Annotated in this window: 16 protein-coding genes, 1 tRNA gene and 1 pseudogene; 9 read left to right on the top strand and 9 right to left on the bottom strand. The window is 53.8% G+C overall.

What is annotated here, in order from left to right; genetic code table 11:
* Positions 1 to 2: 2 nt before the first annotated feature.
* The gene (locus RCA23_RS11250; protein ID WP_044050399.1) at positions 3 to 914 is read right to left on the bottom strand and encodes a fatty acid desaturase; all 912 of its coding nucleotides are present in this window, start codon (positions 912 to 914) and stop codon (positions 3 to 5) included.
* A gap of 95 nt (positions 915 to 1,009) precedes the next feature.
* On the opposite strand from RCA23_RS11250, the gene RCA23_RS11255 reads away from it, so the two are divergent.
* A complete protein-coding gene (locus RCA23_RS11255; protein ID WP_044050400.1) occupies positions 1,010 to 1,870 on the top strand; it encodes a helix-turn-helix domain-containing protein in 861 nt (286 codons plus the stop codon).
* On the opposite strand, the gene RCA23_RS11260 is transcribed toward RCA23_RS11255, so the two are convergent.
* Genes RCA23_RS11260 through bcoG form a run of 3 tightly spaced genes read right to left on the bottom strand, consistent with a single transcriptional unit; the run spans position 1,867 to position 5,039 of the window.
* Entirely contained in the window at positions 1,867 to 2,622 is a 756-nt protein-coding gene (locus RCA23_RS11260) for an SDR family oxidoreductase (protein WP_044050401.1), read from the bottom strand. The genes RCA23_RS11255 and RCA23_RS11260 overlap by 4 nt on opposite strands.
* A complete protein-coding gene (locus RCA23_RS11265) occupies positions 2,619 to 4,088 on the bottom strand; it encodes a carnitine 3-dehydrogenase (protein ID WP_044050402.1) in 1,470 nt (489 codons plus the stop codon). The genes RCA23_RS11260 and RCA23_RS11265 overlap by 4 nt, the downstream gene beginning before the upstream one ends.
* Before the next feature lie 36 nt (positions 4,089 to 4,124).
* Positions 4,125 to 5,039 (bottom strand): 3-dehydrocarnitine:acetyl-CoA trimethylamine transferase BcoG, encoded by a 915-nt coding sequence (bcoG, locus tag RCA23_RS11270; RefSeq protein WP_044050403.1) that lies wholly within the window; start codon positions 5,037 to 5,039, stop codon positions 4,125 to 4,127.
* Positions 5,040 to 5,112: 73 nt separating this feature from the next.
* Between bcoG and RCA23_RS11275 the strand changes: the two genes are divergently transcribed.
* Positions 5,113 to 6,084, top strand: a complete 972-nt coding sequence (locus tag RCA23_RS11275) for a GlxA family transcriptional regulator (RefSeq protein WP_044050404.1) — start codon at positions 5,113 to 5,115, stop codon at positions 6,082 to 6,084.
* Between the two features lie 5 nt (positions 6,085 to 6,089).
* Here the strand turns inward: RCA23_RS11275 and RCA23_RS11280 are convergent, their stop codons facing one another.
* Positions 6,090 to 7,133, bottom strand: a complete 1,044-nt coding sequence (locus RCA23_RS11280; protein WP_044050405.1) for an aldo/keto reductase — start codon at positions 7,131 to 7,133, stop codon at positions 6,090 to 6,092.
* 99 nt (positions 7,134 to 7,232) lie between these two features.
* Between RCA23_RS11280 and RCA23_RS11285 the strand changes: the two genes are divergently transcribed.
* From RCA23_RS11285 to RCA23_RS11305, 5 genes are all read left to right on the top strand, one after another.
* Positions 7,233 to 7,856: an ImuA family protein gene (locus RCA23_RS11285; RefSeq protein ID WP_052377149.1), complete on the top strand. Its 624-nt coding sequence runs from the start codon at positions 7,233 to 7,235 to the stop codon at positions 7,854 to 7,856.
* A 93-nt stretch (positions 7,857 to 7,949) separates the two neighbouring features.
* The gene (locus RCA23_RS11290; protein WP_044050406.1) at positions 7,950 to 9,185 is read left to right on the top strand and encodes an MFS transporter; all 1,236 of its coding nucleotides are present in this window, start codon (positions 7,950 to 7,952) and stop codon (positions 9,183 to 9,185) included.
* Between the two features lie 57 nt (positions 9,186 to 9,242).
* Entirely contained in the window at positions 9,243 to 10,955 is a 1,713-nt protein-coding gene (gene metG / locus RCA23_RS11295) for a methionine--tRNA ligase (protein ID WP_044050407.1), read from the top strand.
* Positions 10,956 to 11,137: 182 nt separating this feature from the next.
* Positions 11,138 to 11,211 (top strand) — tRNA-Cys (locus RCA23_RS11300).
* A 245-nt stretch (positions 11,212 to 11,456) separates the two neighbouring features.
* Entirely contained in the window at positions 11,457 to 12,986 is a 1,530-nt protein-coding gene (locus RCA23_RS11305) for a tyrosine-type recombinase/integrase (protein ID WP_044050408.1), read from the top strand.
* On the opposite strand, the gene RCA23_RS11310 is transcribed toward RCA23_RS11305, so the two are convergent.
* Entirely contained in the window at positions 12,983 to 13,549 is a 567-nt protein-coding gene (locus tag RCA23_RS11310) for a tyrosine-type recombinase/integrase (protein ID WP_044050409.1), read from the bottom strand. The genes RCA23_RS11305 and RCA23_RS11310 overlap by 4 nt on opposite strands.
* 357 nt (positions 13,550 to 13,906) lie before the next feature.
* Here RCA23_RS11310 and RCA23_RS17010 point away from each other — a divergent pair.
* Positions 13,907 to 14,068: pseudogene (locus tag RCA23_RS17010) on the top strand (sugar phosphate nucleotidyltransferase); the annotation flags it as partial.
* A gap of 893 nt (positions 14,069 to 14,961) precedes the next feature.
* Complete coding sequence (locus RCA23_RS11320; RefSeq protein WP_044050411.1) at positions 14,962 to 15,165, top strand: hypothetical protein; 204 nt, start codon at positions 14,962 to 14,964, stop codon at positions 15,163 to 15,165.
* A 13-nt stretch (positions 15,166 to 15,178) separates the two neighbouring features.
* On the opposite strand, the gene RCA23_RS11325 is transcribed toward RCA23_RS11320, so the two are convergent.
* From RCA23_RS11325 to RCA23_RS11335, 3 genes are read right to left on the bottom strand one after another with little or no spacing between them, the layout of a single operon-like run.
* Complete coding sequence (locus RCA23_RS11325; protein WP_044050412.1) at positions 15,179 to 15,910, bottom strand: hypothetical protein; 732 nt, start codon at positions 15,908 to 15,910, stop codon at positions 15,179 to 15,181.
* Positions 15,910 to 16,641, bottom strand: a complete 732-nt coding sequence (locus tag RCA23_RS11330) for a hypothetical protein (protein ID WP_044050413.1) — start codon at positions 16,639 to 16,641, stop codon at positions 15,910 to 15,912. Before RCA23_RS11330 ends, RCA23_RS11325 begins: the two co-directional genes overlap by 1 nt.
* The gene (locus tag RCA23_RS11335) at positions 16,641 to 17,321 is read right to left on the bottom strand and encodes an AAA family ATPase (protein WP_044050414.1); all 681 of its coding nucleotides are present in this window, start codon (positions 17,319 to 17,321) and stop codon (positions 16,641 to 16,643) included. Before RCA23_RS11335 ends, RCA23_RS11330 begins: the two co-directional genes overlap by 1 nt.
* Positions 17,322 to 17,368 lie beyond the last annotated feature (47 nt).

Genomic DNA, 17,368 nt, shown 5'->3' on the forward strand with positions numbered 1-17,368 from the left:
GATCAAGACTTAGGCGATCCCCCGCTGCGAGGCCAGAGCGGATGGGGCACCGGTTCTTTGCATTGCAAGAAGTAACGCGCGAAAAGGTGACTATAGTTCTTGTAGAGATACCCTTGGTTGCGCTGCATGAATGTCTCTTTTTGTGCCTGATAGAGGCCGGGCAAAGCATACCACGAGATATGCGGATACATATGGTGGACTGAATGGAAGTTATTGTTCAAAAACAAAAATGCGAAAAACCCGCGATCTTCAATGACAGCTGTGCGGGCCTGCACGTCTTCATGCGCGCGGTGCTCGGCAAATGTACGGATCTTGAGCAGCGCGAGCCCGCCGTAAGCGGCAAGAAAATAGGCCCAAAGCGGATAGCCAGCCGCTATGACGATCCAGATCACCAGAGCAGCAGCCGGAATATGCAAGAGCCAGTCTCGCAGCACATCCCGGCGCCCTGCACATATGTCCCGAACGTCACTGCGCATGAAATAATATTGCGAAATCAATACACCGATCAGCAGGCGCCCCGCGAGAGTCGCGTTGAACATATGCACCCTTTGCAGCCAAGTCGGCAGAGCGTGCCAAACGGCCGGATCTAGATAATTACTCTCGGGATCATCATAGGGATCGGTCAGCCGCTCATCGGTATGATGGGCCAAATGCGTGTCGCGAAACCGGCCATAGGGGATAGCAAGATTGAGCGAGGCGTATACCAAAGCCGCATTCAGCCAAGGGTATCTTGTTGGATGGCCGTGAATGATTTCATGCTGCAGCGAAGATTGCAGCGCGATCATGACCGCCAGACCCGGCACAGACAGCCACAGCGGGCTGAAGAGTAAAACCATCCATCCGCCATAGCAGCCCAAAAGGGTCGCAAATGTCGGCCATTCGGTGATCAAAGACGGGCGCTGAATAGGTGCCATGGGCGCAGAGTAGATCCTTTTGCCTCCTTGTGAAATTCAGAGAATTGTGTAATTTTAGTCATGTACGTTAATTAAAATCATCAAAAGTGACAAATATGGACAAGCGCGCCCGTTCCGATCTCTTTCGCCATCGGCTGCAACAGGCCATGGCCCTCAGCGGTGAGACGCAGTCAAGCCTGGCGCGCAAAACCGGGGCGGACCGCTCAACCCTGTCACAAATCCTGTCGGGCACGACAGCGCGACTGCCCAATGGACAATTGGTGGCGCAATGCGCTCAAAACCTTGGTGTTTCTGCCGATTGGCTCTTGGGGCTGTCCGATCAACCGGACTCCCTCCCGCAAATTTTGGCGCAGGCCATGACCATGGTCGATGCACCACGCGCGCTGATCGACGCCCAGATTTTTGCTTGGCATCAAGAGGCCGCAGGATATAAAATCCGCCATGTGCCCGCCGGATTGCCTGATATGGTCAAAATTCGCCCGATGCTGGAATGGGAATATGCCCCCAGCCTTGGACACACCATCGATCTCGCGATTGCCTCTGCCGAAGATCGACTCAATTGGATGCATCAAGCGCAGTCAGATTATGAAATTGCCCTGCCCATCCACGAGTTGCAGGCCTTCGCCCGTGCCGAAGGCTATTACAGCGGTTGCCCCCGGCACATTCGCATTGAACAGCTCAAACATTTGGCCCGTCTGGCCGCGCAACTTTACCCGGTGATGCGGGTCTCTTTATTTGACGCCCGCAAAATTTACTCGGCACCGATTACCATCTTCGGCCCCTTATGCGCTGTGATCTACCTCGGGCAAAAATATTTGGTGTTTCGCGTGCCTGATCGCATCCAAGCGCTGAGCCAACATTTCGACGGGCTCATCCGTGAAGCGGAAATAGGCTCGCGTGACCTGCCCGCAGTCATCGACGGCCTGTTGCAAGAGCTCGGTGCAGTGGCCGATTAGACCTTTGGATCTGGATTTTCTGTGTGCCCATCCACTGCGATGACCTGCCCCGAAACCAAACGTGCCCCAGCACTGCACAAAAACACGGCCATATTGGCAATATCTTCCGCTGTGACCAGACTGCGCATTGAAGTTCCAGAAGCATAGCCGTCATAGATATGCTGCACATCTGTGCCCTTAGCCGCCGCCTCGCGCTCCATCACCCCTTGCATCCGCGGCCCCTCGACCGCACCGGGACAAATCGCATTGGCGCGCACTCCCTCAGGCCCCCATTCCATCGCAAGGGTCTTCATCAAGCCGATGATGCCCCATTTCGCCGCCGCATAGGGCGCCCGATTGGGATAGCCGTATAGTCCAGCCGTCGACGAGGTCAAAACAATAGCACCGCGCGCAGCTTTGAGCTTCGGCCCCCCATATTTTGCCGCGAGAAAGGCGCCTTCCAAATTGACCGATACGCAGCGCTGCCACGCAGACAAATCAATCTCTTCCACCGCCGCCGTGGGCCCGGCAATGCCCGCATTGGCACATATCGCCTCGAGCCGGCCCCAGGTCTTTTGAATATCCGCAAACAGCCGGGCGACCTGCGTCTCATCGCTGGCATCAACCAGGCTTTTTTGCCAATCTGCGGGGCAGGCCTCCAGACTGGCGGGCTCCACATCCGTGACCCAAACCCGAAAGCCCGCTGCTGCAAAGGCATGCCCCATCGCCCGGCCAATGCCATTGCCGCCCGCTGTAATCAGAACGCCGTTCATTTGCGCCCCACACTGCGGCCGAGGCCCTCGGGCCGCGCAAGCGCGCGATGGGCGGTTGCAATACGCTCCAAGTTTTGGGCCACCTGCGCAGATGGCGCGCTGGCCTTGCGGGTTTCAAGCGACACATGGATCAGCATATGCTCGCCCGTGGCCAAAAGCCGGTCCCCCTCAAACATCTTATGGAACAGATGCATTTTCTTGCCCACCCCTTCGGCACAATAGGTCTCAACCCGGATCACTTTGCCCGCATGTACCTCGTCAATATGGCGAATATGGGTTTCGGCGGTGAAGTAACTGCCGCCAGAGGCAATATAGGCAGCATCACAGCCCACGATCTCCATGAAGCGGTCGGTGGCGTCGCCAAAGGCCTGCAAATAGCGCGCTTCATTCATATGGCCGTTGTAATCCGTCCAATCCAAAGGCACCGCACGGCGCAGGGTTTCGGTCAAGCCGCCCGCTTGCAGATCCGCCACATGCCGCACCATGCCCGCTTGCGCGCTGAGGTGCTGGTCTTGCCCCTTGAGCAGCGCTCCAGCGCCCCAGTCTTGCGCCTTCAAAGCGCGCATCATACCAACGAGATTGTTGTCCCGGATGCGTTCCAGCTCGCGAATAGAATGCATACCCGATTGCGCATCTGATTGGTCAGAAATCATGTCCACCAAGTCATCGGTAAACTCCGGCACATCCATCAATTTTGTCCAGGGCCATTTGAGAGCTGGGCCGAATTGCGCCATGAAATGCCGCATTCCCGCCTCTCCACCGGCCACGCGATAGGTCTCAAACAAACCCATTTGCGCCCAGCGAATGCCAAAGCCATAGCGAATGGCATTATCAATCTCTTCGGTGGTGGCGATGCCATCTTTGATCAGCCAGAGGGCCTCGCGCCAGACCGCCTCCAAAAAGCGATCTGCGATATGGGCATCAATCTCTTTGCGCACCCGCAAAGGATACATCCCCATCTGACGCAACATATCCTCCGCACGCGCGACAATCGCGATGTCACTTTGCTCTGTCGGCACCACTTCAATCAGCGGTAATAGATAGACGGGGTTGAAAGGATGGCACACCATGATTTGCGCCGGGCGCAGGGCCGCCTCTTGCAGCTCAGAGGGCTTAAATCCAGAGGTTGAAGAGCCCAAAACCGCCGCAGGATCACAATGGGCTTGAATGGCCCGATAGACCTTTTGCTTCATAGCCAGTTGCTCAGGCACGCTTTCCTGGATCCAGGCGGCTCCGGTCACCGCCTCAGAAATTTCTGAATGAAAGCTCAAGCGCCCTTCCGCGGGCAAGGGGGCCTCATAGAGCCCCGGCAAGGAGCGGCGAGCATTGGCCAGCACCTCGCCAATTTTGCGCTCAGCCTCGGGGTCAGGATCAAAGACACGCACGTCCCACCCGTTGAGCAAAAAGCGCGCGGCCCAGCCACCGCCGATAACTCCACCTCCGATGATTGCTGCAACCTGTGTCATAGCAAACCCCTATCTAATTACATTAACTTCAAAATCTCACTTACCAACCGGCGCGCGCTTCACAAGCCCCAGCTTTTCGCGCACCTCTGCCGGGCCAATGACCCGCGCGCCCAGATTTTCAATCAAGCTGACGGCCCGATCAACCAGCTGGTAGTTCTGCGCCAAAACCCCGCGGTCAAGCATCAGATTATCTTCCAAGCCCACGCGGACATTGCCCCCGGCCAGAACCGAAGCGGCCACCATCGGCATTTGATGGCGCCCCAGTCCGAAGGCGCTAAAGGTCCAACCGTCGGGAATATTGTTGACCATGGCCATCAAGGTGTTGAGATCATCGGGCGCCCCCCAGGGCACGCCCATGCACAGCTGGACCAAAGCATTGGCTTCAAGCACCCCGTCGGAAACCAATTGCTTGGCATACCAAAGATGACCGGTGTCAAAGGCTTCAATCTCAGGCTTCACCCCCAATTCGGTCATCATCCGGCCCATTGCGGTCAGCGTGCCGGGCGTGTTGGTCATGACATAATCGGCCTCAGCAAAATTCATCGTGCCGCAATCGAGTGTGCAAATCTCCGGGCGGCATTCAGCCACATGCGCCACCCGTTCGGTCGCGCCGGCCATATCGGTGCCCGCAACCGGTGGCAGCGGGGTTTCAACGTCGCCAAAAACCATGTCACCGCCCATTCCGGCCGTCAGATTGAGCACCACATCAACCTCAGCATCCCGGATCCGGTCAGTGACTTCGCGAAACATTCCCGGATCTCGGCTCGGCGCGCCAGTTTTAGGATCGCGCACATGGCAATGCACCACCGCCGCCCCAGATTTGGCGGCCAAAATCGCGCTCTCGGCAATTTGCTTTGGACTGCGCGGCACATGGGGGCTTTTGTCTTGCGTCGCGCCTGAGCCTGTGACGGCACAAGTGATAAAGACCTCACGGTTCATTTCTAAGGGCATGATCTTCTCCTTCTGTCTTGAGTAATCTGCGAGAGTTGCAAAAGGAAATTTGCCAATATACGAATGATTTTTGATGAAATACGCAAATAACATCTGGCAAGCGGGTAGCAAGCCGCTGCATGTGGGGCTTTTGCTGCTTGATGAGAGCAACACGCTGTCGCTTGCCGCAGCTGTTGACCCTATGCGCGCCTGCAACCGCAGGGCCGATCGCAGGCTGTTTTCTTGGCAATTTTTATCACAAGCGGGCCAGCCTGTGCATCTCACCTCGGGCATGACGGTGCAGACCGAAGAGCTGCGTGGGTTTGCAGGGGATCTGTTGATCCTTGTCGCCGGTTTTCGCCTTGAGACCCAATGCACCCCGCCCCTGATTGCCGCCCTAAGGCGCTACGTCGCGGACGGTTGCCAGCTATGGGGCGTTGATGGGGGCAGTTGGATCATGGCTCAGGCGGGGCTGCTGGATGGCCACCGCGCGACCTGCCATTGGGAGGATGCAGAGGCGTTCTCCCGCCGGTTTCCATCTGTCAATCTGGTGCCAGATCGCTATGCCATCAGCGCGCCCTTTGCCACGACAGGCGGCGCATCGCCCTGTATTGATTTAATGCTGCATCTCATCACCTGCCGCCACGGGCGGGCTTTGTCGGAGCGCGTGGCCTCGGCCTTTATCTATGATCCGCTGCATACCGGCGATGCACCACAGCAGATGATTGCCACAACCCGCATTTCCAGCAAACATCCCCGGATTGCGCGCGTGTTGAAGCAGATGGAAAACCTCATCGACAGCCCGCCGACAATCGCGGCCCTGGCCCGCGCCAATGGCATCTCCACCCGCAAATTGGAACTGGAATTTAAAGCGGCCACCGGCCGGGCGCCGGGGCGTTATTTTCTGGAGCTGCGCCTGTCCGAAGCACGCCGCCGCGCCATCGATAGCGCGCAAAACGTGCAAGAAATCGCTCTGGCCTGCGGGTTCACCTCACAGGCCAGCCTGGCCCGCGCCTTCCGTCAAGCTTTTGGTCAATCCATCAGCGCCCTGCGCCGTCACCATTAACCGGCTCAATAGGGCATCGGGTGGGCGCGATGGGTCTTGTTGAGATCTGCAAGCACCTGGTCCGACAACTCAATGTCTTTGCCCGCGATGATATGCGCCAATTGCGCCGCCGTCGTGGCCCCAAAGATGACCGAGGCCATGAAGGGGCGCCCAGCGCACCAGGCCAATGCCATATGCACCGGATCCAGCCCATGTTTTTGCGCCACCTCCATATAGGCTGCGGCCGCCAGATGGGCCCGGGCCGTATTGCGTCCGCCCAGTTCAGGCGACACGCTCATTCGGCTGCCGTCCGGCACCGCATTGGCGGCGTATTTTCCAGTTAGAAACCCGGTCGCCAAAGGTGAGAACGCCAAAAGGCCCACGTCCTCATTGACACTCAACTCTGCTAAATCCGTGTCATACATGCGGCACATCAGGGAATATTCATTTTGAATGGATGCGACGCGCGGCCCGTGCCCCTCCTCAGAGGCCCGCAGCCATTGCGCCGTGCCCCATGCGCTTTCATTCGACAGGCCAAAAGCGCGAATGCGGCCGCGCGAGACTTCGTCTTGCAGCGCGCCCAGGCAGTCATGCATATGCTGGATCGTCTCGGCTTTATTTTGCTTTGAGGGATCATAATTCCAATTTTGTCGGAACATATAAGAGCCACGGTTTGGCCAATGGAATTGGTAAAGATCGATCACATCGGTCTGCAACCGCTTTAAGCTGCCGTCAATCGCCGCCGGAATTGAGCGGGCGGTGATCGGCGCTCTGTCACGGATATGTTTAATCCCCATGCCAGAATGTTTGGTGGCCAGAACCACTTGATTGCGCTTGCCGCTGGCCTGAAACCATTCGCCCACCATGCGTTCACTGTCACCTTGGGTCTCCGCCGTGATCGGATTGACGGGATACATCTCCGCGGTATCAAAGATATTGATCCCCGCATCCACAGCCATATCCATCTGCGCAAAGCCATCCGCCTGATCTGTCTGTGTGCCGTAAGTCATCGTCCCAAGACAGAGGTCGGAAATCATAATCCCGCTGCGACCCAATTCATTCATTTTCATTCTACAGTCCCCTTGTTGCAGGTAAGTTAGCCGAAGGTTGTTAAGCTGCAAGCTGAAAATATCTTGAGAACAAATAGGGAACAATGTACTCCTATAAAGATGACACCCTATGCCCCGAATCTGATTTCATCTGTCGGCAGGCCGAAGGCGGCCCTATTGGAGCTTTGGCCGGGCATTAGCCTGACGCTGGCGCGCGCCCATGAGGCTTGCGGCCAATTTCGGCGCAGTTTTGCAATGATGGTGGCGCAAAACACACAAGGGCCTGTGTTTTGGGTGGCACCAGAGTGGAGCACAGATCGGCTGCACGCAGAGGGGGTCATCCCTTTTTTCTCTCCTGGGCGTCTGACCTTTGTGAGCCCCAAACGCGCAGAGGATATCCTGTGGTGCGTTGAAGAGATCCTGCGCAGCAGCGCCGTGCCGCTTGTGGTGGCCGATCTGCCTGGCCTGCCCGCCCTAACCCCTGTGCGGCGCCTGCATCTGGCGGCCGAGACTGGCGCGCGCGAAGGCGGCTGTGCCCCGCTGGCTCTTTTGCTCACCCCCGGCACGGGCGGTGCACCGGGCATCGAAAGCCGCTGGCACATGGGCCCCATCCCTCAAGCCGGCATGGACCACTGGCAACTCACCCGCATACGCAGCCGCAGCGCGCCCCCGCGCCGCTGGCATGTGGCGCGGCATGAAGGGCGCTATCGGCTGACCTCTGCCACGCAGCCCCCCCAAGTTTAGAGCCACCACCAAAGACCTGACCAAGCCCGAAAAATCCATGCCAAGGATCAAATCCCACTTGCCACTCCGCAAGAGCCGGCAGATGGTTGCGCTATGCGACTCATTTTATCCTTTGCGGCGCTTTTCTTGTCCGTCATCCTCTTGCAGCTGTCCTCCGGTGGGGTTGGCCCCTTGGACGCCCTCACAGGGCTTGAACAGGGCTTTACCAAGGGGCAAATCGGCATCTTGGGCTCTTCGCATTTCCTTGGGTTTTTCATCGGCTGCTGGTGGGCGCCCCGGGTGATGGGCAGTGTGGGGCATTCACGCGCTTTTGCGGTCTTCACCGCGATGGGCGCCATTGGCATGCTGGGCCATACCTTGCTCATAGACCCCACCGCCTGGGCCGTGATGCGCGTCGCCTCAGGGCTTTGTGTGGCGGGCTGCTATACGGTGGTCGAGGCTTGGCTACAGGCGAAAGCCAGCAATGCCAATCGCGGGCGTACCATGGCGGTTTATCGTGTGGTAGATATCTCTGCCTCGCTTGGAGCGCAGATGATGATTGGTGCTTTGGCCTCTGTTGAGACCTATCTGGCCTATAACCTCCTGACGCTCTTTTGCTGTGCCTCCCTCTTGCCGCTTGCCCTGACCAAAGCCAGCCCGCCGATTACGAAAGCCGCCCCGCGCCTACGGCCTCTTTTGGCGCTTAGCCGCTCCCCCCTTGCCGTCTTTGCGGTTATGGTCAGCGGCCTGACCTCTGCGGCCTATCGAATGGTTGGCCCCATCTATGGCACAGAGCTCAATTTGAACGCCTCGCAAATCGGTCTATTTCTTGCCGGCTACGTTTTGGGTGGGGCAATTTCGCAATATCCGGCGGGCTGGCTGGCAGACAAGTTTGATCGCCGTTGGGTGGTCATCGGCATTTCAATTGCCTCGCTCATATCTTGCACCCTATCCTTTTTCGCGCTCGGCGTCACGCAAGTCATCATAGCCTCCTGCCTGTTTGGCTTTATCACTGTGCCAATCTATTCCGTCGCCACGGCCCATGCCCATGATTTCGCCTCGACCGATGAACGTGTTGAACTTTCGGCCGCTCTTTTGTTTTACTATGCCATCGGCGCCATCGCCTCTCCCATCGTCGCCGCGCTATTGATTGAAACATTTGGCACCGGCTCTTTTTTCATCTTTATTGCCATCGCACATCTGCTTTTGGCAGCCATCGGCGGGTTGCGGTTGCTGCTTGGCGACACAGCCCTGTCCAAAACACCCTACATCTACGCTCCACGCACCTCCTTCATGCTTGGCCGGCTGACAAAAATCCTGCGCGATCCGGGCTCATCTTCTAAGCCTTAGGGCTGGGCTTTCGGGCCGCACAGGGTTAAATAGGGCCAACTTTATTTGGACGGCATTATGAAACGTATCCTGATCACATCAGCCATTCCCTATATCAACGGGATCAAACACCTCGGCAACCTTGTGGGCAGCCAGCTGCCTGCAGATCTTTTTGCCCGCTACCATCGGGCGCGAGGCAATGAGGTCTTGTTTCTCTGCGCCACCGATGAACACGGCACCCCAGCAGAGCTCGCCGCCGCGAAAGCTGGCAAGCCGGTTGAAGAATATTGCGCCGATATGCATGCGGTGCAGGCCAAGATTGCTGACGGGTTTCGCCTGTCTTTCGACCACTTCGGTCGCAGCTCATCGGCACAAAACAAAGAGCTGACACAGCATTTCGCCGGGCGTCTTGCAGATCAAGGCTTAATTGCCGAGGTCGATGAGCAGCAAGTCTATTCCCACGCGGACGGGCGCTTTTTGCCAGATCGTTATATCGAAGGCACCTGCCCCAACTGCGGCTATGACAAAGCGCGCGGCGATCAATGCGAAAATTGCACGAAACAGTTGGAGCCAACCGATCTCATTGAGCCGCGCTCAGCCGTATCTGGCTCGACCGACCTTGAAGTGCGCAACACACGCCACCTGTATCTGCGGCAATCCTCTTTGCGCCAAGAGCTCAGTGATTGGATTGCGCAAAAAACCGATTGGCCGGTGCTGACCACGTCCATCGCGAAAAAATGGCTCAATGACGGTGATGGATTGCAAGACCGCGGCATTACCCGCGACCTTGATTGGGGCGTTCCCGTCCGGCGCGGCGATGCGCCCTGGCCTGGAATGGAAGGCAAAGTTTTCTACGTCTGGTTTGACGCACCAATTGAATATATCGCCTCCGCCCGCGAATGGGTGGATGCCGGTAAAGGCGCCGACTGGGAGCGCTGGTGGCGCACCGATAAAGGCGCTGCGGACGTGCGCTATGTGCAGTTTATGGGCAAGGACAATGTGCCCTTCCACACCCTCTCATTCCCGGCCACAATTCTGGGCTCTCGCGAGCCATGGAAGCTGGTCGATTACATCAAATCATTTAACTACCTCAACTATGACGGTGGGCAGTTTTCCACCAGCCAGGGGCGCGGCATCTTTATGGATCAAGCGCTTGAGATCCTGCCACCCGACTACTGGCGATGGTGGCTTCTCAGCCATGCACCGGAAACCTCCGACAGCGAGTTCACCTGGGACAATTTCCAAGCGGATGTGAACAAAGATCTGGCGGATGTGCTGGGCAATTTCGTCTCTCGTGTCACCAAATTTTGCCGCTCCAAATTCGGCGAAACCGTGCCAGAGGGGGGCAGCTATGGCCCGCGTGAAACCGCGCTGATTGCGGATTTACAAACGCGCCTAGAGGCCTATCAAACCCATATGGAAGCCGTAGAAGTGCGCAAATCCGCTGCGGAATTGCGGGCGATCTGGGCCTTGGGCAATGAATATTTGCAAGCCGCAGAACCCTGGGCCGTGTATAAAACCAATCCCGAGGAAGCCGCGGGCATCATCCGCCTGTCGCTCAACCTCATTGCGCTCTACGGCCAACTCTCAGCCCCCTTCATCCCAGATGCGGCGCAAACCCTGGGCCAGGCGATGGGCCAAACCGACCCGCGCTGGCCCGAAGACCTCGCCCAAGCGCTCACCCGCTGCGCGGCGGGCGATGCGTTCACCGTGCCCGAAAACCTTTTCGCCAAAATCACCGATGAGCAACGTGATGACTGGGCCCAACGCTTTTCCGGCATACGGCAGTGAGCAGAGTGAGCGACGAAAAAGAATGCGCCCTCCGCCTCCAAAGAGCACAATTGCGGACTGGACAAGCGCAGTAAAAAAGACAATAACGCCGCAGATCACTCGATCTGCTTTCAAAACGCCTTCATAACCAAGGCCAAAGCAGCACAGGTGATCGCCCCAAAACCAAGGTTTGAAGGCATTGAGGCGGGTTGGTAGAGTGGTTATGCAGCGGATTGCAAATCCGTGTACACCGGTTCGATTCCGGTACCCGCCTCCAATAAAATCAAGCACTTAGCCGCTTTTTTCCTCACAATTATCTCATACACAGTCGATACACAGTTTTCTGCGTATGTGTGCGCAGAATCACCGTGTTGAACACAGTGATTGCACTTACCGTGTTTGCCAGCAATTTGTGCTCGCACGGCACTTTTCTGCTGTTTGCCAGCAAAGATTTTGCGAACTCAGTAATCACAGACGCAAAGTTTCGTTTTCCTTTGAGACTTTTGATCGTACACTTGGGTTATGAAGGAGACCAAGAGAACCATCAAAGTCAGCGAACACATTCGACTGGATACAAGGCCTGGCAGTGCAAAGTGGCAAGCACGGGTTAAACTGGCTGATGGCTCTTGGCATAGATTTTCGACCAAGACAGAAAGCATAGAACGCGCCACAGAAGTCGCGATGAAGTTTTTCTACACATCTGAAGATCGTCTCAAAAACAACCTGCCGCAAAGCACACGCAAGTTTCGTCGAGTGGCAGAATTTGCACGAGACAGGATGCAAGAAGAACTACGCTCTGGCAGCGGTCACATCGTCTACAAAGATTACATCACTGCCCTTGATAAGTATCTCATTCCGTTCTTCGGTTCATATGATGTAGCCAATATCAATGCCAAAGCTCTGGTGGACTTTGGCAAGTGGCGCACAGAACAGCTGGGACGCAAAGCGCATCACAGCACCATCAACACACACAACACGGCATTGAACCGTGTATTAGATGAAGCGGAACAGCGTGGGTGGATCACACATGCCATTCGACCCAAGCCCATCAATGACGGTATCAAGACCGAAAGCCGTGGCAGTTTTACCAAAGAAGAATACAAAACTATCTATGAGGCACTGCGGACGTTTCATAAGGCGTCTGACAATCCCAATACTCAGGCCACGCGTGAAGTGCTTAGGAACTACGTGCTGGTTCTTGCCAACACCGGCATGCGGCATGGAACTGAGGCTTTGAACCTCAAGTGGAAAAACCTGCTGTGGATCAAAGAAGAGGATCAGACCTATCTTGGGCTGTTTGTGGCAGGCAAGACGGGTCAGCGGCCCCTGATTGCGCGGGATCGCGCTATAAGGCCCCTTGAGCGCCAATTAGAGCTCAATCCCAATCTCAAAGGCAAAACGCTGGATGAAGTAATTGAAAGCAAATGCGAAGACTATGTATTTGTCACCCGCTATGGCGAGCGGGCAGCGCGGCCCAATCTCTCGCGCAACTTTGAAACGCTGCTTAAATCTCTCAAAATCGTTTATGGCGCCGATGGTAAAAAGCGAACGCTTTACAGCTGGCGGCATTTCTACGCCACATTAGATCTTCAACGCGGCATCAGCACCCACGCTCTCAGCAGGCAGATGGGCAACAGCACCGGCGTGTTGGACCGTTTCTACTCAAAGCTGTCGCCATTCATGAACCCAGGACTGCATTCAGGGCGTGATCAGCAAGAACAGCGTAACGCAGCAAAGACCGCCACAGAGCCGCAGCAAGCGACAACAAAAGCCGAGGGCGACCGAGAGCTGCAAGAAGCGCCAGTTGCCAATCAAACAGTGCCGGCACAAGCCGCAGGCACTTCAGATCAGCCCGCTGCCCCTAAAACATCAGCGCATGAGAAAGCTTTCGATCTCTTTGATGTTGGCAAGCTCTCAGAAAAAGCCCTGCTGATTACTGTTGGAGCGGAGCGCAGTGGGTTTGAACTTGCCGAAGACCTACGCTTGCGCACGCTCACAGCTTTTGAAGACGGACGCCTGTCAGAGGATGCAATGATAAAACTGCTGAGTTAAAGCAGCTCCACCGCCTCTTTCATCTGGTCTGCGTTTACATCGATATATCTTTGTGTGGTGGAGATATGAGAATGCCCCGCAAGTGCAGCCAGCAAGCGCACACCCACTCCCTTGTTTGCCAATCTGGTAATATAGGTTCTGCGACCTGAATGGCTTGAGGCATCTTTAAAGCCGCAGTTTTTCAAAATGTCCAAAAACAGCTGACACATTGTGTTTGGTGAGAAGTGCCCGCCTTTTTGGCTCTCAAACAAAGGACGCTCTAAATTGCTAAAGTTTTTATCCAGGCCATAGTCGTCCAATGCTTTTGCGAGACGTTTGTTGATAAACACGCTGCGCCGCTGCCCACCCTTGGTTTGGTCGCTCTCAAGCGTAAACTGTTCACGCACTCGACCGTCGGCGTCAAACACGTCCCCCAACTTGAGCGCTGCAATTTCTTTAGCACGAAGCCCGGCAAAAAAGCTCACCATAAAAATTGCCGTGTCACGATTGGCGTGTCGTCTTGTGCGACAGTAGTGCAGAACTTTGCGAAACTGGGCTTCATTCAGTGTCTGTGCATGTCTCATGGCGTAATACCCTCAAATCTCATCTTCTCGCTATAAACACTATAAAGTCTGAGGTTTGGGTTGGGCGACCGGTTTCTGTCCCTCAAATTACTTTATTTTAAAAGGCCAATTCGGCCAAAATCTCATGTTTTGTTTGGATTAAATACAAATCGTGAGATTTGATTTTGACGCAACTTGAGGCGCCGCTGCATACATCAATAAAATCAAAAACTTACGCGATAATCTCATGAAATATAGATAACATGAGATTATGGACGCTGTCGTCCAGCTCATCCGGGCACCCACACAGCATTGAACTTATGTTCAAATAATCATAGATGGCACAGGATACTTAAGGTTAAAATAATGAGGCCCCAAATGCAGAAGCTTCGCAAAGCAGTTTTCCCCGTCGCAGGGTTTGGTACAAGGTTTTTGCCCGCGACCAAAGCCATGCCCAAAGAGCTACTGCCTATCGTGGACAAACCTCTGATCCAGTATGCGGCTGAGGAAGCGATTGCTGCGGGCATTGATACGCTTATTCTGCGCAATCAACCCGCAGGAGCTGGTGGAGAAATCCAACTGGCAGATGCCATCAACACACAGGCCGCTAAAGATGCAGTGGAAGCCGTCACGCTCAATGGACGCCGCTTTGATTGTGGTAGTGTACAGGGTTATTTGGATGCCATCATGCATGTGGCTGATCGTAGAACGCGCTGATCATTTAGTCAGAGCTGTTCCAACCCTATAGTATTTGTCATCTATCAAGCTCAGCTTCGCCGAGCTGACTATCGCTGTTTGTTCATTCGCTTGCGCTCAATCACAAACCGCTTCAGTCATGTATTTCAAACTTAATAAGCTCAAACAGCTTTTGTGATTGTTAATTTATATAAGTGGGATCTCATCCAGATTGTGTAGTCATACCAAGGCTTACTGCGGCCTTGGTATGACGATGACCTCATCCGAGTTGCTACCGTCTGTCATGAGCACAACCTTGTTACAGGAAGCTGGGGTTACTCTGTCAGCTTTACGCGCTACCTTTTCAGCAACGCACCCTAGTGCATCCAAAGCCATGACAAACCGTGGACACGGGCGTGGGGTTCTCATTTGAGCCTTGTATTCCCACTCCTGCCGTTTTCTTGCTTGGGCGCTATACGACAAAAAGCGCCAGTTGTTTTATTAGCAGCTCGGCATAAACTGCTGGGCGTCCCTAACATCCACCGCCACAGCGTGACCTGTGTTCGGATCTTCCTGGGGCATCTTCCAATGCATAGAGCCTGTTACCGATATGTGTGAGGCATGTTCAACTATTCCATCCTACACGTTTATTTATCACGAGACGCAGAAAACCGGCTCAAATGCGGTAAATTGTATCAAATCAGTGATATGAGGGCGAATTCAATCATGTTATAATTTTTTAGTTTTGAGAGGTACATATGACCAGCCAACTGTCAAAGCGGGTTACTATTGATATAGAGCCCGATCTTTACAAAAAATTAACGTTAAAGGCAGCGCAAGATGATTGTTCAGTTTCAGATATTGTCCATGAAGCTGTGTATCTGCTTTTGGCTGAAGATGCTGAAGATATCGCGGATTTTGACGCTCGGAGGGATGAACCTTCAACGGATATTGAGTTGTAATCTTCCTTAATTACTAACCAGAAATATCTGCAAACAGATCACCATAACGCTTTTTGAATAAGCGCAGCGCTGGATCAAATGATCCACTGAGTTCACAAAGCGTAAACACATGCGCATCTGCAATGCCCTTGTTTTGCAGCGCATTGTCGAGAATACTGGGCAGTCGTTTTTGGATATTTTCCATTTGCTCGCGGTTATAGTGCTGTTGTGAGAGAAACCTCGCAAACTTGAGCCATGGCATAACAGGGTCTAGGTCTTGTACAATTTGCGCATAAGAATGCCGCAACATCGTATCTGTCATGCCATCAACAGTAAAATTATCAAATCCCGTTGTTAAAAAACAGACTAAGAGACCATCGTATACCATCTCAAATTCTAGATCTGAATGTCCTGTGAGCGCGTAATCAACTTGGTCCATGAGGCTGCTTGAGAACTGCGCACGCAAGATGTTTTCAATCTGACTAGGTAGATGAATGCGCACCCCGACACGCGCCACATAATGGTCATATTCTTTATGCTTTAAATATGCGGCTTCAATGGGAACGAGATCGCAATCAAATTGAAAATGCTGAGGCGTTGGTGCGACTTCATAGCCTAGAATTTGGCTCTCTTCTTGATCAGATAAAGATGCAATCTGGTTAAGATCAGTGTGGATACCAATTTCAGTATCACACAGACCTGCTAAGCATTGCACGATTTCTACAATGCAAGCCTCAAAAGCCTTTCTGTCTGAATTATGTTCCATCACGCGTTCAGCTTTGCTTCACAAAGACACCGAATAATATCGCGCTTTACCGGATACTGAAACTTGAAGAGCTTTTTGTAAAACGCCAGTGCTTCCCCATTCTTACGCCTACCATACTCTGGCTGTTTGGCATACCTGAGCTCGCTTTTATAGAGCTTCAGAAACTCTGCATGATATTCGTCGCGCAACTCATGCAATAGATTGTAGTCCGGCTTCAGTTCTAAAAGTTGATCAATAAAGCACAGGTTTTGTGCCCATTCCTTATAGCGGTCAGTGATACTGTCGGGCAATGCGAGCATCAGCATGAGTGCACGTTTGCTACCCGTATCTTGCACTCCTTTTGGCAAAGTAAGTTTTTCATGTGGAAGTACGGGTGTGAAGCCGGCTTCAATTTGGCGCAATTTTACATGAATTAAATTGCTCTTTTGATTGCTGGGGAATTTATACCCCCAGAAGCGATTGTAATGCCTTCGCACGGCTGGGTGTCCAGGGGAAGGATTTCTAGAGTATCCGTCTAATAGGAAGTTGTGATGGAGACTCGACTCGAGAGCTAGATTTTCCTGCTCATTTTTGTGCATTAATAAACCGCGCACACGATCAAAAACGTCAGTGTGTCGTAGTGCGCGAACCTTTACATCAAATCCACACTGATCGAGAAACCATAAGAAATCAGTTTGTTCAGGCGACATCTCCAGCTCGTAGAGACCTTTTTCGTCAAATAAATCTTTCATCAGAGTGCCCTCCCTGAAGAATGTGATGTGATTGGCGCCGGTGACTGTGCAGTGCGCCATCCGATCACGGTCTCCTCCAACAAATCGATCAAATCTCGAGCACTGCCTTTAAAACTCTGCAGCATGAGTGCAACGTCTTGAGTGGATGGCGACATGCCTTCGTCTTCTAGAATAGCTTTTGCACGAGGCACCCAGTCTTGGTTTGTTGGTGGGGTAAGATCTACAACGCGAAACCTGCTTAGGATGGCACCGAGTATCCGCGATTTGTGGTTGGTGGTGGCAATGAAGCGAATGTAGGAGCGCTTTGCGTCCATAAAATCGCGAAACAAGGGTTGCTGCGTGCGAAGATCTAGCGTGTCGATTTCATTGATCACCACAAGAGCTTTATCTGAGTTGCCAAAGAGCTGGAAATTAGTCTCTGCCATAATTTGTGACTGCAGGTCTTTCCCTGAACTTCCCCCATTGAATTCCCAGGTCATGTTCTGGATGTTTTTGGTTTTGAAGTATGTCTGGGCAATGACACGCGCGGCTTCCGTCTTTCCAGCGCCAGGTGGGCCCACGAGTAATAGGGGCTTTGAGGGTATAGCAGTACAGTATTGCTGTATGATGCCTGCGTTGAGCGGATCGGCAATAACGAGATCCTCAAAAGTTGATGGAAGATGTTTGAGATCAAAAGACATGTTTGCCTCCATGAGAAAAATGGAAAAGGGCGACCTTGAAGCCGCCC

Source organism: Planktomarina temperata RCA23 (assembly GCF_000738435.1).
GTDB classification, from domain to species: domain Bacteria; phylum Pseudomonadota; class Alphaproteobacteria; order Rhodobacterales; family Rhodobacteraceae; genus Planktomarina; species Planktomarina temperata.